Source organism: Flavobacterium aquidurense, from assembly GCF_001404985.1.
GTDB lineage: Bacteria > Bacteroidota > Bacteroidia > Flavobacteriales > Flavobacteriaceae > Flavobacterium > Flavobacterium aquidurense_B.
On sequence record NZ_JRLF01000001.1, the window covers coordinates 91,004 to 110,761 of the forward strand.

General features: G+C 33.4%; 16 protein-coding genes. 8 read left to right on the forward strand and 8 right to left on the reverse strand.

Going from position 1 to position 19,758, the window contains the following annotated elements:
- Position 1: 1 nt before the first annotated feature.
- The 5 genes from RC62_RS00365 to RC62_RS00385 are packed head-to-tail and all read left to right on the forward strand — an operon-like array spanning position 2 to position 6,187.
- The gene (locus tag RC62_RS00365; RefSeq protein ID WP_055091499.1) at positions 2-781 is read left to right on the forward strand and encodes an ABC transporter ATP-binding protein; all 780 of its coding nucleotides are present in this window, start codon (positions 2-4) and stop codon (positions 779-781) included.
- A gap of 25 nt (positions 782-806) precedes the next feature.
- On the forward strand, positions 807-1,661 hold the full coding sequence (locus RC62_RS00370) for an MlaD family protein (protein WP_055091501.1): 855 nt from the start codon (positions 807-809) through the stop codon (positions 1,659-1,661).
- 17 nt (positions 1,662-1,678) lie between these two features.
- Complete coding sequence (locus RC62_RS00375; protein WP_055091507.1) at positions 1,679-4,501, forward strand: AsmA family protein; 2,823 nt, start codon at positions 1,679-1,681, stop codon at positions 4,499-4,501.
- Position 4,502: 1 nt separating this feature from the next.
- Positions 4,503-4,991 (forward strand): low affinity iron permease family protein, encoded by a 489-nt coding sequence (locus RC62_RS00380; protein ID WP_055091508.1) that lies wholly within the window; start codon positions 4,503-4,505, stop codon positions 4,989-4,991.
- Positions 4,988-6,187 carry an NAD(P)/FAD-dependent oxidoreductase gene (locus RC62_RS00385; protein ID WP_055091510.1) on the forward strand — a complete coding sequence of 400 codons (1,200 nt, stop codon included), beginning with the start codon at positions 4,988-4,990 and terminating at the stop codon, positions 6,185-6,187. Before RC62_RS00380 ends, RC62_RS00385 begins: the two co-directional genes overlap by 4 nt.
- Before the next feature lie 80 nt (positions 6,188-6,267).
- Here RC62_RS00385 and RC62_RS00390 read toward each other — a convergent pair whose 3' ends face one another.
- Both RC62_RS00390 and RC62_RS00395 read right to left on the reverse strand, forming a co-directional pair.
- Positions 6,268-7,221 (reverse strand): bifunctional helix-turn-helix transcriptional regulator/GNAT family N-acetyltransferase, encoded by a 954-nt coding sequence (locus tag RC62_RS00390; RefSeq protein WP_055091512.1) that lies wholly within the window; start codon positions 7,219-7,221, stop codon positions 6,268-6,270.
- Between the two features lie 158 nt (positions 7,222-7,379).
- Positions 7,380-8,405: a helix-turn-helix domain-containing protein gene (locus RC62_RS00395; RefSeq protein WP_055091514.1), complete on the reverse strand. Its 1,026-nt coding sequence runs from the start codon at positions 8,403-8,405 to the stop codon at positions 7,380-7,382.
- A gap of 217 nt (positions 8,406-8,622) precedes the next feature.
- Here RC62_RS00395 and RC62_RS00400 point away from each other — a divergent pair, with 217 nt between their 5' ends.
- Positions 8,623-9,114, forward strand: a complete 492-nt coding sequence (locus RC62_RS00400; RefSeq protein ID WP_055091516.1) for a DNA-deoxyinosine glycosylase — start codon at positions 8,623-8,625, stop codon at positions 9,112-9,114.
- A gap of 258 nt (positions 9,115-9,372) precedes the next feature.
- Positions 9,373-9,807, forward strand: coding sequence for a DUF6526 family protein (locus RC62_RS00405; protein ID WP_055091518.1), 435 nt, complete (start codon positions 9,373-9,375; stop codon positions 9,805-9,807).
- A 10-nt stretch (positions 9,808-9,817) separates the two neighbouring features.
- On the opposite strand, the gene RC62_RS00410 is transcribed toward RC62_RS00405, so the two are convergent.
- The 3 genes from RC62_RS00410 to RC62_RS00420 all read right to left on the reverse strand — a co-directional run bounded on the left by RC62_RS00410 (position 9,818) and on the right by RC62_RS00420 (position 13,158).
- Positions 9,818-10,990, reverse strand: a complete 1,173-nt coding sequence (locus RC62_RS00410) for a hypothetical protein (protein WP_055091521.1) — start codon at positions 10,988-10,990, stop codon at positions 9,818-9,820.
- Positions 10,991-11,152: 162 nt separating this feature from the next.
- Positions 11,153-12,571: an MATE family efflux transporter gene (locus tag RC62_RS00415; RefSeq protein ID WP_055091523.1), complete on the reverse strand. Its 1,419-nt coding sequence runs from the start codon at positions 12,569-12,571 to the stop codon at positions 11,153-11,155.
- A gap of 122 nt (positions 12,572-12,693) precedes the next feature.
- Entirely contained in the window at positions 12,694-13,158 is a 465-nt protein-coding gene (locus RC62_RS00420) for a MarR family winged helix-turn-helix transcriptional regulator (protein ID WP_055091525.1), read from the reverse strand.
- Between the two features lie 171 nt (positions 13,159-13,329).
- Here RC62_RS00420 and RC62_RS00425 point away from each other — a divergent pair, with 171 nt between their 5' ends.
- Entirely contained in the window at positions 13,330-14,247 is a 918-nt protein-coding gene (locus RC62_RS00425) for a hypothetical protein (RefSeq protein ID WP_055091527.1), read from the forward strand.
- A 146-nt stretch (positions 14,248-14,393) separates the two neighbouring features.
- On the opposite strand, the gene RC62_RS00430 is transcribed toward RC62_RS00425, so the two are convergent.
- The 3 genes from RC62_RS00430 to RC62_RS00440 form a co-directional block, all read right to left on the reverse strand.
- Entirely contained in the window at positions 14,394-16,412 is a 2,019-nt protein-coding gene (locus RC62_RS00430) for a glycoside hydrolase family 97 protein (RefSeq protein ID WP_055091530.1), read from the reverse strand.
- A 25-nt stretch (positions 16,413-16,437) separates the two neighbouring features.
- Positions 16,438-17,682 carry a glycoside hydrolase family 71/99-like protein gene (locus RC62_RS00435; protein ID WP_055091532.1) on the reverse strand — a complete coding sequence of 415 codons (1,245 nt, stop codon included), beginning with the start codon at positions 17,680-17,682 and terminating at the stop codon, positions 16,438-16,440.
- Positions 17,683-18,234: 552 nt separating this feature from the next.
- Positions 18,235-19,740, reverse strand: coding sequence for a RagB/SusD family nutrient uptake outer membrane protein (locus RC62_RS00440; protein ID WP_055091534.1), 1,506 nt, complete (start codon positions 19,738-19,740; stop codon positions 18,235-18,237).
- Between the last annotated feature and the right edge of the window lie 18 nt (positions 19,741-19,758).

Genomic DNA, 19,758 nt, shown 5'->3' on the forward strand with positions numbered 1-19,758 from the left:
GATGATTAAGGAAAAAGAAAATACAGAACCCGCAAAAAAGTCTAAAAAACAAGATCCAATAATTGTGATCAAAGACTTGCATAAAACTTTTGGCAAAGACAACAAAGTCCTGCAAGGTGTTAGTCTTACCGTAAACAAAGGAGAAGATTTAGTAATCCTGGGACGTTCAGGATCAGGAAAATCTGTTACCATAAAATGTATTGTAGGTTTAATTGAACCTGATAAAGGTGAAATAAAAGTTTTTGATGAAAATGTATTAAACCTAAGTAAACCAGAACTAAATGTAATAAGAGTTCGAATTGGATTCTTGTTTCAAAGTGGTGCTTTATACGACTCAATGTCGGTTAGGGAAAATCTGGCTTTTACATTAAAAAAACATAAAAGAGACCTAACTCCTGAAGAAGTAGAAAGTGAAGTGATGGAAGCTCTGGATAATGTAGGATTGAGTGATGCGATTGATAAAATGCCATCTGAATTATCCGGAGGTATGCAAAAAAGAATTGGCTTAGCCAGGACTTTAATCCTAAAACCGGAAATCATTTTGTACGACGAACCTACTACGGGATTAGATACGATAACATCAAGAGAAATAAGCGAGTTAATTCTCGATATAAAACATAAACGCAAAACAACTTCGATCATTATTACCCATGATATGGCTTGTGCTAAACTTACAGCTGACAGAATCATGGTATTAAAAGACGGAGTTATACACGCAGAAGGAACATACGAAGAACTAGAAAAAGACGAAGACGAATGGGTTCGTTCTTTTTTTCAATAATACTAAAAATAAATAATTAGAAATCATGGATAAGCAATCTGGATATACTTGGAAATTAGGGATGTTTGTAACAATAGGTTTATTGCTTTTTATTATGGCAATCTATTTTATTGGGAAACAAAAAAATCTTTTTGGTTCAACATTCAACATCACATCGCAGTTTAAAACCGTGAGCGGTCTGGAGGTGGGAAATAATGTTCGTTTTTCAGGAATTAATATCGGTACGGTTGAAGAAATTCAATTAATAAACGATTCTTCTGTTGTAGTAAGAATGGTCATAAAAGATGAAGTTCGTGAATTTATTAAAACAGATGCGCGTGCAAGTATTGGTTCTGATGGTTTAATGGGCGACAAAGTACTGACGATTTCTCCGGGTGTAAAATCTACCAAAGTAATAGAAAACGGTGGTGCAATTGCTTCTGTAAACGGAATCGAAATGCAGGATTTAATGAAAAGCGTAAAGAAAAGTGTCGATAATGCTGCCGTAATAACTGATGAACTTGCCATTTTTAGCCATAGTATGAATACCGGAAATGGTGCATTGGCACGATTAGTACGCGATGATAAAATGGCAAACAGCGTTTCTAATACACTTTCTAATTTAGAATCCGGTACAAAAGGTTTCAGTGAAAATATGGAAGCTGCCAAAAGTAATTTTTTACTTAAAGGATACTTCAAGAAAAAAGAGAAAGAAAAAGAAAAGAAAAAAGAAGAGTTAAAAGAGCAAAAAGAAGAACAGCAGGAAAAGGCGGAAAAAGCAAAAGAAGAAAAGGCTAAGGCAGAGAAAGAAAAAGCAGAGAAAGCCAAAGAAGAAAAAGAAAAACTGGAAAAACAGAAAGCTGAAGATGCAAAAAAAGCTCAGTCTGAAAAAGGCAAATAATAATTAAAGCCAATGGTATGAAAAACTCATATAAAAATATAAGCCTTAAAATCTTAAAAATAACCGGAATAGTAATAGCAAGTATCTTGCTGTTACTATTTTTGATTCCGCTATTATTTCCCGGAACTGTTGCTGCCGAAGTAAAAAAAATTGCCAATGAACGTTTAGATACCAAACTTGATTTCTCTAAATCAAGACTTTCTTTTTTCACCCATTTCCCTTCATTAACTGTTTCCCTTGATGATTTATCACTCACCGGTTCAGCGCCGTTTAGCAATGATACATTACTAAAAGCAGAACAAGTGGCTTTTGGGATCAATTTAAAAAGACTGATTTTTGATAATGAAGTAAAGATTAATAAATTATATGTTTCTAAAGCCTTAATAAATATAATGGTCAACCAAAAAGGACAAGCCAATTATAATATTTATGTGGCTCCTGAAGATCGTGACAAAAAACCAGATGATCCTAATGCGCCTGAAGAAGGAACCGCTATTCGATTAGAACGAATTGACCTTGAAGATTGTCATGTAAAATACAATGATCGTTCAGCTAAAATTCTTGTAGATGCAAAGGGTTTTAATTATGTGGGAAAAGGAAATTTGAGCGAAGATATATTTGATTTGAATACCGATGCCAGAATTGATAATGTCGATTTTTATTACGACAGAACCGCTTATCTTAGAAAGAAAGAAGTCCGTGCTGATTTAATTACCAGAATTAATACACATGCGCTTTCATTTATTCTTCAAAAAAATGAATTAAAAATCAACAAATTACCTTTAAAGTTCACAGGGCTATTTACAATTTTAAGAGATGGCTATAAAATAAATATCAAAGCAGCATCTGAAAATACTACTCTAAAAGATTTATTTTCGGTTATGCCGCCGGAATATTTAACCTGGATGGAAGAAACAGAAATTTCCGGTAACAGTGATTTGCTTTTTACTTTTAAAGGGGATTATAATGTTGCCAAAAAACAAAAACCGGATTTAGCTTTTAATCTGAAAATTGATAAAGGAGCCATCAATTATCAAAATGCGCCTGCGCCATTAACCGATTTTCAGATGAATCTAAATGCTATTTTGCCTTCTCTTGATATCGAAAAGCTTTTAATTAATTTACAGACTTTTAAATTTAAAGTAGGAGAAAAAGATTATTTCACAGCCTATTTACGCAGTAAAGGTTTTAATGAAATGACTGTAGATGCCAGTGTAAAAGGTGCATTGGACTTAGCAACAGTTGACGCTGCATTGGGTTTGACGAGTATTGACTTAAAAGGTATTTTAAAAACAAATATTCAGGCAAAAGGTATTTTTAGTACCTCTAAAAAATTGTTTCCTAAAACAATTGGCGGAATTGCATTACACAATGGCTGGCTAAAAACGGACTCCTATCCTAACCCCATTACAAATATAACTTTTGTTGCCAATGTGCTTAATAAAGCCGGGACATTCAAGGATTTAATTGTTGCCGTTGCTCCTGCATCGTTTGTTTTTGAAGGAAACCCAATGTATGTAAACGCTACATTATCAGATTTTAGTGATCTGGCTTATAATGCTAAAATAAAGGGAGAACTTAATGTGGGACGCATTTATCAGGTTTTTTCACAAAAAGGGCTTGATGTTACGGGTTATGCCAAAGCTGATCTTTCGCTAAAAGGAAAACAAAGTTATGCTACAAACGGACAATATGATAAACTGGACAACAGAGGAACGATTATATTAAAAAACATCAAGGCGACATCAGAACTTTTTCCGAAATCATTTTTTATCAAACAGGGAAATTTCCGTTTTCAGAATGAAAAAATGTGGTTTGAAAAATTCAATGCGACTTACGGAAAATCAGATTTTGATATTAATGGATATCTCTTAAATACCATCAATTATTTTCTGGAATCACACGGAACTTTGAGCGGTAACTTCAACATGAAATCGAAGCTAATCAATGTAGATGAATTCATGGCGCTTAAAAAAGGCGAAAATAAAGATCGTAATCTTGAAGTAGAATATGCCAAAGAAGATCATCCGAAAATGAGCGGAGTTGTCATTGTGCCAAAAAATTTAAATGTTGCACTTACGGCCAATGCTGATAAAATAGAATATAACGGCTTAGTCTTAAACAAACTTAATGGTAAAATAGGGATCAATAAAGGAGGGTTTTATTTAGAAAATACCACTTTTGATATTATTGACTGTTTATTGGGAGTCGATGCAACTTATAAAGACGAATCGCCAACATCTGCACATTTTGATGCACATTTTACAGCCAAAGATTTCAGTGTTCAAAGAGCATATAAAGAGATTCCGATGTTTCATGATATGGTTACGGCTGCAGAAAAAGCACAGGGAATTATTTCGGTCGATTATAAAATCAAAGGTGATTTAGACGGAAATATGAGTCCAATTTATGCCTCTCTTGAAGGTGGCGGAAAATTGAATTTACGAGATGTAAAAGTCAAAGGCTTAAAATTATTTGACGGAATAAGCTCCCAAACAAAACAAAAAGGTTTAGATGATCCTAACCTGAAAGGAATCGAAATTAATTCTACTATCGATAATAATCTGATCCATATAGAAGATTTCACTTTTAGTGTTGCAAGTTTCAGGCCTACAATAAAAGGAACTACCAGTTTCGACGGATTATTAGATTTAAGAATGCGATTAGGATTGCCTCCTTTTGGTATCATTGGTTTTCCTATTGTTATTACAGGAACTCATGACGCTCCTAAAATTAAAATATTTAGTAAAACCGGTCAAAAAATCGATGATGCTGTTTACGATGAAAAAAACAATAAAGTAATTAAGAAAGAAAAAGTAAGTAAACAAAAAGCTAAGTAAAATGAAAACAAAAAAAACAAAAGGCAGCGGTGCTTTCGAAAAATTTGCCACGAATGTTTCTAAAGCTGCCGGAAGTACAACCGCTTTTATTGGTGCTTTTTTAATTGTAGTTGCCTGGGCAATTTCAGGTCCAATTTTCAATTACTCAGAAACCTGGCAACTGGTTATTAATACCGGAACTACGATTATTACTTTTCTGATGGTTTTCTTGATTCAGAAAGCACAAAATAAAGACTCACTTGCAATTCAGTTAAAATTAAACGAATTAGTTGCTTCAAACGAATATTCAAGCAATAGTCTGGTGGATATTGAAAGTATGACCGAAGAGGAAATGATAATTGTACAAAAATATTATCACAGACTTAGTGAGCTTGCTAAAAAAGATGAAAGTATCAGAAACTCTCATTCTATTGCAGAAGCACATGACTTACATGAACGTAAAGATAAAAACAGAACTAAATTACGCACTCGAAATATCACCAAAAAATGAAACTACGCTCATCTGAAACCTTTTGGCCTTTAAAAAGCGCCATGAGATACAGCTATCCGTCTATAAGTGAAGATCTAACCACTGAAATTCTAATCATTGGAGGAGGAATAACAGGTGCTTTAATAGCTTATAAGTTAATCACTGAAGGTAAGAAAGTAATAATGGTAGATCGTCGCGACATTGCCAACGGAAGTACTGCCGCAAGTACGGCTTTACTTCAATATGAAATCGATGTTTCATTGCATGAACTTATAAAAATACGCGGATCAGAATGTGCTGTTGATAGTTATAACAGTGGAAAAAAAGCCATTTTTGATTTAAGAAGTATTATCGATACTATAAAAAGTGACTGCCAGTTCGAGTTTAAAAAAAGTATTTACTATTGTTCCTTAAAAAAAGATATTCCGTTTTTGAGAAACGAATACAAATGCAGAAAAGAAAATGGATTTGATGTAAACTGGCTTGAAAGATGGCATCTTGAAAAAATGGGTTTGAATGCAGTTGCTGCCATAGAATCTCAAACGGCTGCCGTTATGGATCCGTATAGACTGGCTAATGATTTAATTCATTACTGCAAAAAAAAGGGAATGCAGGTTTTTGACCGTACCAATGTAACGTCAATCCAGAATCAAAAAGGAAAGTCTATAGCGCATACCGAAAATAAATTTACGATTACAGCAGAACATATTGTTCACTGCAGCGGTTATGAAAGTACAGAAACACTAACCGAAAAAGTGGTCGATTTAAAAAGCACATTTGTAATTGCTTCAGAAAGCCTGGAGGTTTTACCAACTGCTTTTAAAAATGCTATTTTTTGGGATACTTCCTCGCCTTATCTCTATTTTAGAGTAACTAACGATAACCGAATCATAATGGGCGGCGGCGATGAAGATTTTAAAGATGCTAAAAAAAGAGATAAGCTATTAGAGAAAAAAGAGCAATATTTATTGAGGCACTTTAGAAAAAAGTTCCCAAAAATCAATTTTAAACTCGATTATTCGTGGGCTGGAACTTTTGGAGAAACTAAAGATGGTTTACCTTATTTTGGCAAAGCAGAAGCTAATAAAAACGAACATTATGTACTGGCTTTTGGAGGAAACGGAATCACTTTTAGCGTTATAGGAATGAATTCTATTTTAGATTCAATCAATAATAAAAAGAATAAGGATTTAGAGTATTATCGTTTTGGACGTTAAAAGTTAGTTTGTAAGGTACTAAGTTGCTAAGATCCTAAGTTTTTTACTTAGTAGCTTAGCAACTCAAAATCTTAGCAACTTTATTTAATAATTAACTCCATCTGGATATTACAGCGCTTATAAGGTGTTGCTAAACCATATACCTTCTGGAAACCTAATTTATAATACAGGTTTATGGCAGGTTTTAAGATGGTGTTACTTTCAAGATAAATCTTCTCTGCTCCCATTTCTCTTGCGCTGTTTACTATCGCCTGACCTAATAAAAAGCCAATATTTTTGCCTTGTGCTTTTGGTGAAACTGCCATTTTTGCCATTTCAAAATCATACGCTGAATCTTTCATTTTTATAAGCGCACAAACTCCAACAGGTTCATTGCGATATAAGGCTACAAAAATTTTACCGCCTTTATCCAGGATATATTCCTTAGGATTATCTAACGCTTTATAATCTGCTTCTTCCATTTCGAAATAAGTCGAAATCCATTCAATGTTTAGTGATTTGAAGGCATCCAGATATTGAGGTTCAAAATCTACAATTTGCACATCTTCGCTTTCACGCTTTTTCTTTTCTTCGTTGACTCTTTTAAACAAACTTTTTTGTTCCAGTAAAAATTCCCATTCCTCAAGTGCTGCCCAAAGATTGTGGCTTGATTCCGCTATTAAACCATCAACAGCAGCTTCGACATCTTTTACCTGCAATTTCAATTCTTTAGAAAATTCTCGTCCCTGCGATGTCAAACCCACAATATTTCTGCGTTTATCATTGCTTTTTAGACTTTCTTCGATTAGTCCGGCAGTAATCATTTCCTGAATAATCTTACTTACAGATGGTTGTGAATGACCAATTTGAGTAGCAATTTCTGTAATGGTAATTTCTTGTTCTTCCATCAGCATATAAAAAACCGGAAACCATTTGGGGATAAAATTCATACCATATGATTTGTATATTTTAGCAGCATCATCAGTAATTATCGCTGTCATCAAACGTAAACGGCTTCCTAAAGCCACTTTACCTACTTTATTATAAAATTCCATATATAATCAATTACATAACTAGTTATACAAATATATGAAAAAAAATTAGTTACAAAATAACAAAGATTCAAAGAACAAAGTTTTTTTGTAAAGGTGCACTGCTGTACGTCTCTATAAGATCTTTGTCCCTTTGAATCTTTGCAACTTTGAACTTCTCCTTAAGCCGTTATAGCTAAAGGATTCAAATTGAATTTATATTCTTTTGGACTGCAGTTAAATTTTTGTTTGAATATTTTTGAGAAGTAACTTCTACTCGTAAAACCTATACAATACACAATTTCTGAGATGTTCAGGTCTGAAGTTCTAATTAGAATTTCGGCTTTTAAAACCCTCATATGTGTGATATAATCGTTTACGGTTCTATTGTGGATCATTTTGAAACCCTCCTGAAGTTTGTTTGGCGATAAACCTGATTTTTTGCTTAACGATTTGATTGTAAAAGCTTCTTCTGGATTGGCTTTTATAGCTTCAGAAAGTTCTTTGATTTCTTCCATTTCGCGTAAAGTCAGACAGTTTGTATCTTTTGAGAAAGAACATTGATCGTCTGTATGTTGTTGAATCTCCATTGCCAGAATAATTCTTAGAATTCCTTCTTTTAGAAGATTTCTAACGATTCCGGTTTGCGTAACGGCATTTAATTGTTCTATTTTTTCTGCGATTTTCAAATTATATGAACCTACATAAAAGAAATCCTGAGCGGCATTATTTTCAAAAAAAGTTTCTTTTACCATTTGGTTCAATGAATGCATTTGGTCTTGTACAGAATTTTGGGTTCCAACAATAATCAAAGTGAATTTTGTTTTTGTATCCTTTTCAAAAAACAAAACATTATCCTGTTTTTCTTTTGAAGTTACTATCGCAGTCTGAAAAGTCTTAAAAGCTCTTTCTTCGCCTGTCAAGCCAAAACTATGAGATAAATTTCCCTTAGAACAATAAGCAAAATATATTGGTGAAGACTTTACATTTATAATATCCATTCGAACATCTACAGAAAAAGTCATGTCGAATTGTACGTATGAAATATTATCATTGAAAGAAGCACCAACAATAGACCCTTTTGCAAAATTATTATTTGTTTCAAGTGTATATTCGTCTAAATCAAAAGTTACTTTTCCTCCAAAGTTTTTATTTAACTCTTCAAAAATATTTTGAGTTTTTTCTGTATTTATAGTAACTATTTTCATTTTGCAAGGATTTAAATTCTACTTAATTTCAGTGTAGATTTATAAAAAAAGAAAGTCCGTTTTGTGGTAACAGATTTGTAAAATCTACGGTTCAAAGTTCGCTCAATGATGCAGGAAAAATGTTATATAATTTTTCTAAATTGTTTTATAATTACTTCTGAGTTATGATTTTAACATTAAAAATTATTACCTTCCTATTATTACAAATCAATATATCATGAAAAGTTTTTCTTTCTCACCTATATCTAATGATGATGCTAACATTTTGATTCTGGGCACAATGCCGGGAACAAAGTCATTAGAACTAAATCAATATTATGGTCACAACCAGAATAATTTCTGGAAATTTATGTTTACTATTTTAAAAGAGGATTTTACGAAAGACTATGAAACAAGAAAATCCCTGTTGCAAAAAAACAAAATTGCAGTATGGGATGTTCTTCAATTTTGTGACAGGGTGGGCAGTTTAGACAGTGCCATAAAAAACGAAACAGCAAATGATTTCGAGACGTTTTTAAAACAACATCCTAATATTAAGACGATATTATTTAACGGACAAAAAGCCGCGGCTTTTTTCAAGAAGTATGTACATTTAAATAATCCGTATCGCCTAATTACTTTACCCTCTACAAGTCCCGCGAACGCCAGTAAAACTTATCAGTCTAAATTAGAAGAATGGCAGATTATTGCCAGTTTGATAAAAGATTGAAATTTTATAACATTTCGATTTTAAAATATAACATAAAATCCTACAATATCTCTAATTTTACTAAACACAAATAAAGCCATGAAAAAGAATAATCATGCAATTGAGGCTTTTTTTAAAATATAGATATTACTAAGAAAACTTTAATAAGTTTAATTATAAAGAGAACATTGGTTATGTTAGTTTATTTTTGGAAAAAAAGCTATTCTATTTTTTTAGGGTAGCTTTTGTTTTTTAATCCCCCTAAAAAAACAAAAAATTATGAAAATTCAAACCTATTACAATCATATACGATTTTATAATCCGCATCATTTTGTTTACTATCCCATTTTAACAATTTTCTTAGCAGCAAGTATTTACTTTGCTTTTACAACAAGCGACACGCTAATATGGTTGTTTATAAGCGTTGGGTTCATATTCTTGTTTTGTCTGGCCTTTATGCTTCGTCAGCATTATGCGCTAATTCTTCAAAACCGCATTGTAAGACTGGAACTTCGTTACCGTTATTTTACCCTTACCGGACAAAGGTTTGAAGAATTTGAATACAAATTAACTGATGATCAACTATTTGCCTTGCGTTTTGCACCAGACGATGAATTATTGCCACTTATAGAGGATGCTCTAAAAAATAATCTTACAGGCGATGCCATCAAAAAAGCAATCGTACATTGGAGAGCTGATTACAACAGGGTATAAATTTTAATAATTAAGCGATCTTTCGTTTAAAATTAAATACGATATATATTAAAAAACCAATTAGCCAGGCTCCTGTAACAACACTGAAAAAGATCGTTATAATAGAAGGATGAAGATAATTGGGTTCGTAAAATAATCGTTCTAAAGTATTGAACTTGTCTGTCAATGCTTTTCTGTCAAAATTATTCCTGATTTCATTTAATAATTCACCGTTGTGATTCTTAAAATACTCCACATCTTTTGTCAAATCTTTAGGAACAATAAAAGTCTCGATTTTGTATTTTCGCAATAATGTATCCAGTTTTTGAAAATTAGACAACAGCGAATCTTGCTTGTATTTATAAAGTAAATTATATCGTTTTACCGCAGCGTTATATTGTTGTTTCTCAATAGCCACACCATCAATAGGTTTATATAAAGCCTTATTTTCAAGAAATATACAAATATTTGGATCATATTCCGGATTCACCCTTTCACCCTTATAGATAATTTCGGTACTGTCTTTTATCACATTCTTTTTAATTACCCGCTCTAAAAGTTCCTTTTTTCCAAAACCAATACGATCCAAAATAGTACTCGTTGCAGCCGAAACTTTATTTAGATCTGCGGTAAGCATTTTCAGTGTATCAATACTATAATAAGTATAATCTACGCTGTAATATTCTCCAGAAACAAAAGTGCTGTCTGCCACCTCAATAACAGGATAAGGTTTTGGATACAAGATATTTTCTGGATTAAATAATTTCTGAGAGCTATATGAAGTATAATTATACAAAAAAGGACGCAAAACATTCAATAAAACTTTGTCCTGATTCAATTTTTTCTCAGATAATTCTGTTCTCATTTTTGCATTCAATCCAAAACTATAACTCACAAAAAATGAAAAACTAAAAAAAGAAATCAGCAATAATATGCCTCCAATTTTAAGCAAATTACCAAAAGAGTAATTTTGTTTTGAATGATTTTTTAGTAAAAATATCAGAAAGAAAAGTAAAAATAATCCCGTAACAAAAAAGTGCGAAATCGATACATCATCATAAAACTTAAACCTGTAAAACTCTGTATAAATGTCGATATTGCCAATTCCTTCAAACTTATAAAAGCCATATATAAAGTAGCCTAAATGAATCAATATTAATATTACAAAAGACTTTATCAGGTATTGTTTTAATTTTTTATCCATGTTCTATTTTAAGAAGTTACTCTCAAATATAGACAAAAATGATAAGATTGTGGTTGCGCATAAATATTGAACCAAAAAAAAGACGCACAGCAGTGCGTCTCAACATAAAATCTTTGTCCCTTTTACTCTGTACCTTTGAACCTTTAAGGCTTTCAAAAAAAACTATTTTAATTCAAAACCTTCCTTAACAATTTCTTTTTCAACCTTATCTATAAGTTTATTTGTTTTACCGCTTAATCGCTCTTTTTTCCAATCGCCTTTAGCATAAATAAGCATAGTAACGATAGCCGTGACAATAGTTGAAATTGGAAAAGCCCACCAAATACCAATTGGCCCCAAAGATGTATTGTGTGATAAAATATAAGCCAGCGGAAACTGTAAAACCCATTGCGAAACCAGTGTTAAAATCATAGGTAATGTTGTGTTGCCAACTGCTCTAAAAACACCTAATAAACACATTTGAAGTCCAAGAAATCCCCAGGAAAGACAAGTGATTCGTAAAAAAGTAGTTCCTCCTTCGATAACAGCAGGTTCATTTGGAACGAAAAAAGCAATTAAATGCGGTGCAAAAGCAAAAGCTATTAATCCAATTCCGGTTAATAAACCAAAACCTAAATACGCGCCTAATTTTGCTATTCTACCGGCACGAAGCATATTTCCGGCGCCAATATTTTGTCCTACTAAAGTTGCAATTGCCATCGAAAGTCCCAAAGCCGGAATCATAACGAGCTGAATCAAATTAGAACCCGCTCCGTAAGAAGCCACCGTAGTGGTTCCAAAATGTACAATCAAAAAAGTAATCGCTGTTAAACCAACTGCGCGCATCGACTGCTCGATAGAAGATGGGAAACCAATTTTAAATGCTTTTTTGATATGTTTGAAATCCGGTTTAAAATCTTTTAACTGTAAATGAATCCCATGTTTTCCTCTAAATAAAATGGCAAATCCTATAATAATTGCCAAACTCTGAGTTGATAAAGTAGCCAGAGCAGCTCCTTTTACTCCCATTGCCGGAATAAAATTCCACCCAAAAATAAACAACGGATCTAAAGCAAAATTCAAAATTACGGTTCCCAATACAATATAAACCGGCAAAGTAACACGACCAACACCACGCATTACAGATTGAAAAATCATAAAACTAAAACTAAAAACCAATCCGATAAAAGCAATTTGCATAAAGCCCAAAGCATCTTTATAAACTTCAGGAGTTACTTTTAGAATTTGCAGGAAATACGGACTCAGGAAATATCCAATAATCGATAAAACAATCGATGCCGAAATTACCATTAATAACGTTTGTGCCGCCACATGATTGACCATCTCCTGTTGTCCTGCACCAAAATATTGTGCAATAAGTATCGATCCGGCAATTGCCAAACCTGTTCCCAGAGCAATCGTCAGGAAAATAACCGGCGTACTTACAGAGACCGCAGCGACTGCATCTCCTCCTAAACGCCCCACCCAAAAAGCATCTACTAATTGATAGGCAGCTTGTAGTAAATTGGCAATCATAATAGGAACTGCCAATTTTAATAAGGAAGAAAGTATCGGACCTTCTAATAATTCGTTTTTATTCATTTTGTAAATTTTTCTTTAGCCATTAATTACACAAACTTCACTTATTCGTTTTCTGCTTATTCTTGCAGTAAGTAAGGATTTCGTTATAATTTGTGTAATTTCTGGCAACCTTTTTTATTCAATTAAAGCGTATCTAATTTATCTGCATAACCTTTGATTGTTTCTAAAGCTTCTGCTCTTTCTTTTGCAGAAAAAACAGCCAAAACCTCATCTTCTGCCCTATTCATTAAAATTCTAATATTCTTTGCTAAGTCAATTCCCTGATCCGTAAGACTTACGATATTCTTTCGTTTGTCGCTTTTATCTTTTTGAACCACAACCAGCGCTTTTTTTTCTAAAGCATTTACACTTCTTAAAATAGAAGATTTATCCCGCATTGTCATATCCGAAAGTTCCCTTTGAGAAAGGTTCTTACGCTGTAAAATCATAATTAAAGGAAGTTGTTCTAACTGCAGGTTTATGCCGGCTTCATTCATCAAGGCATTTGTATGACGAAAAATAGCACGTTTAATACGGTGAATCTGAAAGAAAAAACTCTCTGATATCTCCTGTTTGTATGTATTTAAGTCAGCTTCAAATTCTTTCATAAAGCAAAACTACAAAAAAGAGTGACATGTCAACTAATTTTAACAAAAATCTTAATTTATTGATATTCAGGTTAATTATTCAAATAATAAAGTCAATAAAGAGAAATGAATGATTTTTTTTGTTAACTTTAATTGTTAAAAATTTATCAATAAAATCTAAAAATAAGTCTCATGAAAAAATTATTTTATTTTTTGATAGTTTCCTTTTTCTACTCCACACTTCACGCACAGATTACTGCTGAAATACCTGTAGAAAAATCTTTACCAATTTTACAGACCAATTCAGATACACCTGTTCAGGATTATGATGCAGAAGATTTACCATGGCACGGGCGACGTTTTAAAGTTAGTGCGGGTGTATTTTTTCCTACCAATAATACCGAAGTAGAAGTAGGAAGCAATAATGGTAATTTTGGTAATCTAATAGATTTTGAAAATGATCTTGGCTTTAAAAAAAATACGGTTTCATTTGCCGGTGCTTTTGAATGGAGAATTTCAAGAAGATCAAGACTTGGCGCAGAATATTTTTATTTGAAACGAACAGCAACAAAAACACTTCAGAAAGAAATAGAATTTGGGGATCACACCTATCCAATTAATGCAACTGTTTCTGCTTTTCTGGACAATCAAATTTATCGCATTACATATGGTTATGCCTTTGTATCGAAACCTACTTATGAAATAGGAGCGCTTATAGGGGCGCATGTCATGTTTGCAGATGTTGGTTTAAAACTTGAAGGAGCGACTGCACAAGCTGAATACAGAGACAATTTTGATTTTACGGCTCCATTACCGGATCTGGGTATTTGGTCAGAGATTGTACTGGCAAAAAATTGGGGACTTTATGTAAATGCAAATTATTTTGCCCTTAAAGTCAATGATATCGACGGACGTATTTTAAGTTATAACGTATCGGTATTATACAATGTCTACAAAAATTTTAGTCTTACAGCGGGTTATACAGGATTAAATATTAGGGTTGATGTTGAGAAAGAAAGACTAAACGGTTTTTTTAAATGGGGATATAATGGTCCAACCGTAACCGCAACTTATGCGTTTGGAAATCATGTTAAGTTTTATAAACATTAATTTTTTTTTTTAAAGTTACTAAGTCTCTAAGTTGAAAAGATCTTGATAATAAACCAGAAACCTGAAACTTGAAAATAACAAACCCGATACCTTTCCGGAGATATCGGGTTTATTGCTCAAACTTAACTCTAAATAAACAAACTAACTTATTTTTGTATTGGAGTAAATTTTATAGCTGTTCCTCCTCCAGCTGCCAATTTAAGATTCAGTATTTTTTTACTGTTTACTTTTTGTTTTGAAATGGTAACAGGATATGGATTTGTCTTGTAATTTGCTCCTGTTCCGTCTGCATAAATTTCGGCTTCATACTCTTTTCCTTTATCTAAAAACGATAAATCTACTTTAAGATCCCTTGCAGAACTGTTTGTTATAGCTCCTAAATACCAGTTTTTTTCCTCCCAGTCTTTACGGACAATTGTCGTATACTCACCAATTTTAGAATCCAGCACTTTAGTATCTGACCAATTGCAAGGCACATCTTTTATAAATTGAAATTCAGGTTTGCCTTCATAATTCTCCGGTAAATCTGACGCCATTTGCAACGGACTGAAAATAATAACATACAATGCCAATTGGTTTGCCAAGGTGGTTTGTACTCTGGCTCCCGAAGGTGTTTTATAATCAAAATTAAAATTCCCGGGTGTATAATCAAAAGGCCCTGAAAGCATTCTGGTAAATGGCAAAGTTGTCAGATGTTCCGGCGTGTTTCCGCCATCTACAGACCAAGCGTTATATTCCTGTCCTCTTCCACCTTCCTGTGTCATAAAGTTTGGATATGTACGCTGCAATCCTGTTCCTTTTATAGGTTCGTGATTGTCGATCATGATATGATATTTGGCCGCAGTTTCCATCACTTTTCTGTAATGACGTGCTCCATATTGGCTATCGTGCCATTCTTTTTTATCTAAATATTTATTTACATAACCTGTTTTTACGGTATTTACGCCCATTTTCTGATACAATTTAAAAGCATCTTCTAGCTGGCTTTCGTAATGTTTGGTCGCTCCGGCAGTTTCGTGATGTCCTATTAAACGAACATTTTTGATTGCTGCATATTTTGTAATTTCTTCCAGATTAAAATCCGGATATGCTTTTACAAAACTAAACGAAGATCCATCTGCAGTCCAGTCTCCATCCCAGCCTTCGTTCCATCCTTCGACCAGAACGCCATCTAAATTATTTTTAGCCGCAAAATCTATATATTCTTTTGTGTTTTTAGTAGTTGCACCATGTTTTGGTCCTTGTCCCCAAGTATATTTTTCTAAATGCATTCCCCACCAGATTCCTATATATTTTGAAGGCGTAATCCAGGAAAGATCTTCAATTTTTGAAGGTTCATTTAGATTCAGCATAATCGCAGATGTTGCTACCTCGCCGGGAGTTTTACCTACTACAATAGTTCTCCACGGAGTTTTAAACGGAGTTTCAGCATATACTTTTACACCGTTTGCCCAAGGCACCAATTCGCTTTTATATTGTTTGTTATTTGTTTTTAATAACGTCATCGAGGTAAAATCAGTTAAATTGGCTTCGTGAATCGCCACAAATAATTTTTCTTTAGTCTCTAAAGTCGCCGGTGTATTGATCGTATCTGTTTTACTAACAGACGTTTTGCGATATGAACTTTCGTAATAACTGTTTTCGCGATGTACGGGAATCCACCAGACATCATTATCAGATTTAAAAGTAAACTGGGTAATCTCATTTGAGATTTCTACTTTATTTAAATGAGGCTGCTTTGGGAATTCGTATCGAAAACCAACACCATCATCAAAAACCCTGAAGATAATATCAACCAGACGTTCATCTCCTTTTGATTCTTTCAAATGCACGATTAGTTCATTGTGGTGATCTCTTACTTTTTTAAATTCACCCCAAGGCTGTTCCCAGGTTTCATCTGTTGATTTTTCTTCGGTAGAAACCACTTCAAAACCATCCGTCATTTTTTGGATTCCCTTAAATTCAAATCCTAATAAAGAAGGTTCTATAACTGATTTTCCGTTTGATGTAAAACTATATTGAGGCTGACCAGAAGGAGTTAATTCAAAAACTAATTCGGTATTTTTTCCGGGAGAATTTATTTTGTATGTTTTTTTAGTACTGCAGGCAAATAGTAAAATTGAAGCTAAAGCGATTAGACAGTATTTGTATTTTATGTTTTTCATTATTTAATTGTATTAATTACAACTCTTATTTAATTTCGTTTAGTAACTGTTTTGCTTTTGCCGGCTGCATAGAAACAAAATAATTAAAAGCCTGATCTAATTTTTTCTGGGCATCGGCATTGCCTTTCTTTTCTACTCGCAGTTTATACATTGCACTGATATCCGGAAAAACACTTTCGGTATTTTTAACCCCTGCAAATGCTTTTACTTTTTCGATATAGGTATAACCAAATTCTACTGTAGGTTCGAACATTGTTCCTTCTCCAAAGTCATTCCATGTAATGAGCTGCAGGTAATTTAGATTCGCATTTTTTGCCATAGAAAGCGTTTCATCAAGAGTAGCTCCATTATTGTGCTCAATTGTCCAGCCTATTGCAGCTCCGCCTCCGCCTTCGGCATAAAAATCTTTAAAACCGGGATACGCACTTCCCATTGCAACATTCAGCTTTGGTTTGTTATTCGTATAAAAATTAGTGAGATAGGTATTATTTTTATATACCCACGCATATTCTCCCGAAGCATTATCTCCAGCATCAGCAGATTCATTCCATAACGTTAAAAAAGTAGGTTTTGTGGTCAGCGTATTAAAAACGTTTGTCCATTCTGCCGGCGTTTGCAATACAATTGGCCCAAAATTCAGCAACAGCGGTTTTCCGTTTATTTTGATATAATTCTTATCATCAAAATAGTTATTTTGCAAATATGCCAAATCAGTTTTTGCAGCACCAGTGACAGAAATTGCTTTTCCTGCATTTACTACATTCGGCAAAAAGCGATCCTCATAAACAATGGCATATTCAAGCCCAACTTTGTCTAGCATGGAGATAAGCTCTTCTGTATTTTCTTTTACCATTCGATAATCGTTTACATCAAAAGTGCCATACCAATCGATCAGAACACCATCGATTCCTGAATATTTCATCAATAACAAATGATTTTCGATCACATTTTTATCACCTGAATGATAAGGTCCAATCATCGGATAATAATAAGACGCAATTTCCCTGCGATTGTTTGCGCCAATGTTGTTAGGATTTTTGTTGGCCATTGTCCAGTGATATCCCCATTTTTTATCGGTACTACTTTCATTGGTTTCAAACCAAGGCATATAATGAACATAAATTTTGGTGCTATTTGTTTTTTCAATCGCAACAGGTTCAATTGTTTCCGGTTCTGCAGGTATATCAGAATCTTTATTATCGCTGCTGCAACTTGTGGCGACTAAAATATTCAGGATCCCAAAAAACAATAATGTGATAGATCTTTTCATATTGTATTATTTATTTTTATGACTGGCTTGTGGTATTCTTGTTTTTTTACCACTGATTAAAAGGATTAAAAAGGATTTCTTATTTTATTTCCTAACAGTGTGATTCTATTATTTCACGCAGATTCAAAAAGATTTAAGCGAATTCTGCAGATTAATTGTAACTAAATCTAAATTGGATCTGCTTTAATCTGCAAAATCTGCGTGAAACTTTTTTTTAATCATTTTAATCCTCTAATCTGTGAATAAATTATCTCTCGCAGATTTGGCAGATTTAGCTGATTTTTTTTTTCACTGGTTTTAAAGATTTACAAAAAAATTTAATCCTTTTTAATCCTTTAATCTGTGGCTAAAATATTTCCCGCAGTTTCTGATAGATTGAAGCAAATCGTACAGATTTAATATTAATACATCAAAATTATATCTGCTTTAATCTGCAAAATCTGCGTTAAACTTTTTTTTAATCATTTTAATCCTCTAATCTGTGATAGAAAAAAATATAAAACATGTCAGCCTTCTACGACTAACCAACATAGAAGACTGACATTCATTAATCTAATACCCAGGATTCTGTACCAGATTTTTATTGGTAGTTAATACGGTACTCGGGATTGGGAAAATAGCCCTGTATTTTTCTGTTGGTCCTTTTTCCCACCATGATTGAAAGAAAGTTCCAAAACGGATGTTATCTGTTCTTCGTCTTCCTTCAAAAGTAAATTCCTTCAACAATTCTTTATCTATAAAATTAAGATCGATTGTGGTTGGCATTTCTTCTCCGGCGCGTGCTGTAATTTGCTGTATAAAAGGTTTTGCCAGATCTGCAGCTCCCATACGAACGTAACATTCGGCTTGCATCATTAAAATTTCGGCATAACGAATCAGGACAAAATCATGATCACGTTCCCATTGTTCCCCGGCTTTCATTTCGTATTTTCCTAAACGTACTCCCTGATTTTCTTTAGCATCAGCAACACTTGTCACTTCTTCAGTATAGGTAAGCGGTTCTCCGTTATCCATTACAATAACCTGACCTGTAGCCACATTAATCTGATCTCCGGCAACCATACATTTTCTTCTTTTATCTGTTTCAGCAAAAGCCGAATAAACTCCCGGTTGGGCACACATTCCGTTTGCACTCCACGGATAATCATTTCCTCCGGCAGAAATTGTTAATTTATGCAGATAATGACAAGACATTGAGTTCATATAATTACCTACTGTTCCTGCTTTTTGATCATAAGGAATGGCGAAAATTATCTCTGGAGATTTTTCGTTTTGTGTCGCAAAATTGGCGAAAAAATCAGGCGTTAAAGTATATCCCGTAACTTTCTGGCACATATTAATGCAATCCTGCCAACGTGCTGTACCAATAAATGCTTCAGAGTTGAGATACAATCTTGCTAATAAAGAATAGGCTACGTTTTTTGTGAATTTAGAATACACAATATTTGAATTTAAATGCGGAATTGCATCCAGTAACTCTTTCTCAACAAAATCATATACTTGTTTTCTGGTAGAATTTGATGGCAAAGAGGTGTCTTCAAAATTTACTACGATTGGCACATTGCCAAATAAATCCAGAAGATTATAGTAATAATATGCTCTCAGTGCTTTTAACTCTGCATAAATTGGTGCTTTTGCCGCATCTGTCAGGGATGATTTATCTACCTGATAAAGAATCGAATTAATTTTGGCAATTCCGGTATAATTATAACGCCATGCCGAAAGGATCAAGCGGTTATCTGTTTTCCAGGTATGTTTTTGTGCGTCCTGATATTGACCGCCATCGTACCAGTTTGTTCCTCTTGTTGGGATCGTAGCTTCATCTGATACCGTTTCATTTAAAAAGAATACATATTCAGAAGTTGGATAATTATTAGAAATTCCATCTGCAAATCCTCTTAACGAAGAATAAGCTCCGCCAACTAATGCATCAACTTCTTTTGGAGTATTCCCAAAATTTCCATCTTCAACTTTATCATATAAATCTTCATTTAAATTGGTACATGATATCGTAAAAAGCATGCTAATTAATATTGCCGCTGTTATTTTGATTTTCATTTTCTATATTTTTGAGTT

Excerpts from the sequence above, each read along its gene's own strand:
- RC62_RS00435 (WP_055091532.1), bottom strand. The coding sequence starts at position 17,682 with ATGAAAAGATCTATCACATTATTGTTTTTTGGGATCCTGAATATTTTA.
- RC62_RS00400 (WP_055091516.1), top strand. The coding sequence starts at position 8,623 with ATGAAAAGTTTTTCTTTCTCACCTATATCTAATGATGATGCTAACATT.
- RC62_RS00430 (WP_055091530.1), bottom strand. The coding sequence starts at position 16,412 with ATGAAAAACATAAAATACAAATACTGTCTAATCGCTTTAGCTTCAATT.
- RC62_RS00385 (WP_055091510.1), top strand. The coding sequence starts at position 4,988 with ATGAAACTACGCTCATCTGAAACCTTTTGGCCTTTAAAAAGCGCCATG.
- RC62_RS00365 (WP_055091499.1), top strand. The coding sequence starts at position 2 with ATGATTAAGGAAAAAGAAAATACAGAACCCGCAAAAAAGTCTAAAAAA.
- RC62_RS00410 (WP_055091521.1), bottom strand. The coding sequence starts at position 10,990 with ATGGATAAAAAATTAAAACAATACCTGATAAAGTCTTTTGTAATATTA.
- RC62_RS00370 (WP_055091501.1), top strand. The coding sequence starts at position 807 with ATGGATAAGCAATCTGGATATACTTGGAAATTAGGGATGTTTGTAACA.
- RC62_RS00395 (WP_055091514.1), bottom strand. The coding sequence starts at position 8,405 with ATGAAAATAGTTACTATAAATACAGAAAAAACTCAAAATATTTTTGAA.
- RC62_RS00415 (WP_055091523.1), bottom strand. The coding sequence starts at position 12,571 with ATGAATAAAAACGAATTATTAGAAGGTCCGATACTTTCTTCCTTATTA.
- RC62_RS00405 (WP_055091518.1), top strand. The coding sequence starts at position 9,373 with ATGAAAATTCAAACCTATTACAATCATATACGATTTTATAATCCGCAT.
- RC62_RS00440 (WP_055091534.1), bottom strand. The coding sequence starts at position 19,740 with ATGAAAATCAAAATAACAGCGGCAATATTAATTAGCATGCTTTTTACG.
- RC62_RS00425 (WP_055091527.1), top strand. The coding sequence starts at position 13,330 with ATGAAAAAATTATTTTATTTTTTGATAGTTTCCTTTTTCTACTCCACA.
- RC62_RS00375 (WP_055091507.1), top strand. The coding sequence starts at position 1,679 with ATGAAAAACTCATATAAAAATATAAGCCTTAAAATCTTAAAAATAACC.
- RC62_RS00380 (WP_055091508.1), top strand. The coding sequence starts at position 4,503 with ATGAAAACAAAAAAAACAAAAGGCAGCGGTGCTTTCGAAAAATTTGCC.
- RC62_RS00420 (WP_055091525.1), bottom strand. The coding sequence starts at position 13,158 with ATGAAAGAATTTGAAGCTGACTTAAATACATACAAACAGGAGATATCA.
- RC62_RS00390 (WP_055091512.1), bottom strand. The coding sequence starts at position 7,221 with ATGGAATTTTATAATAAAGTAGGTAAAGTGGCTTTAGGAAGCCGTTTA.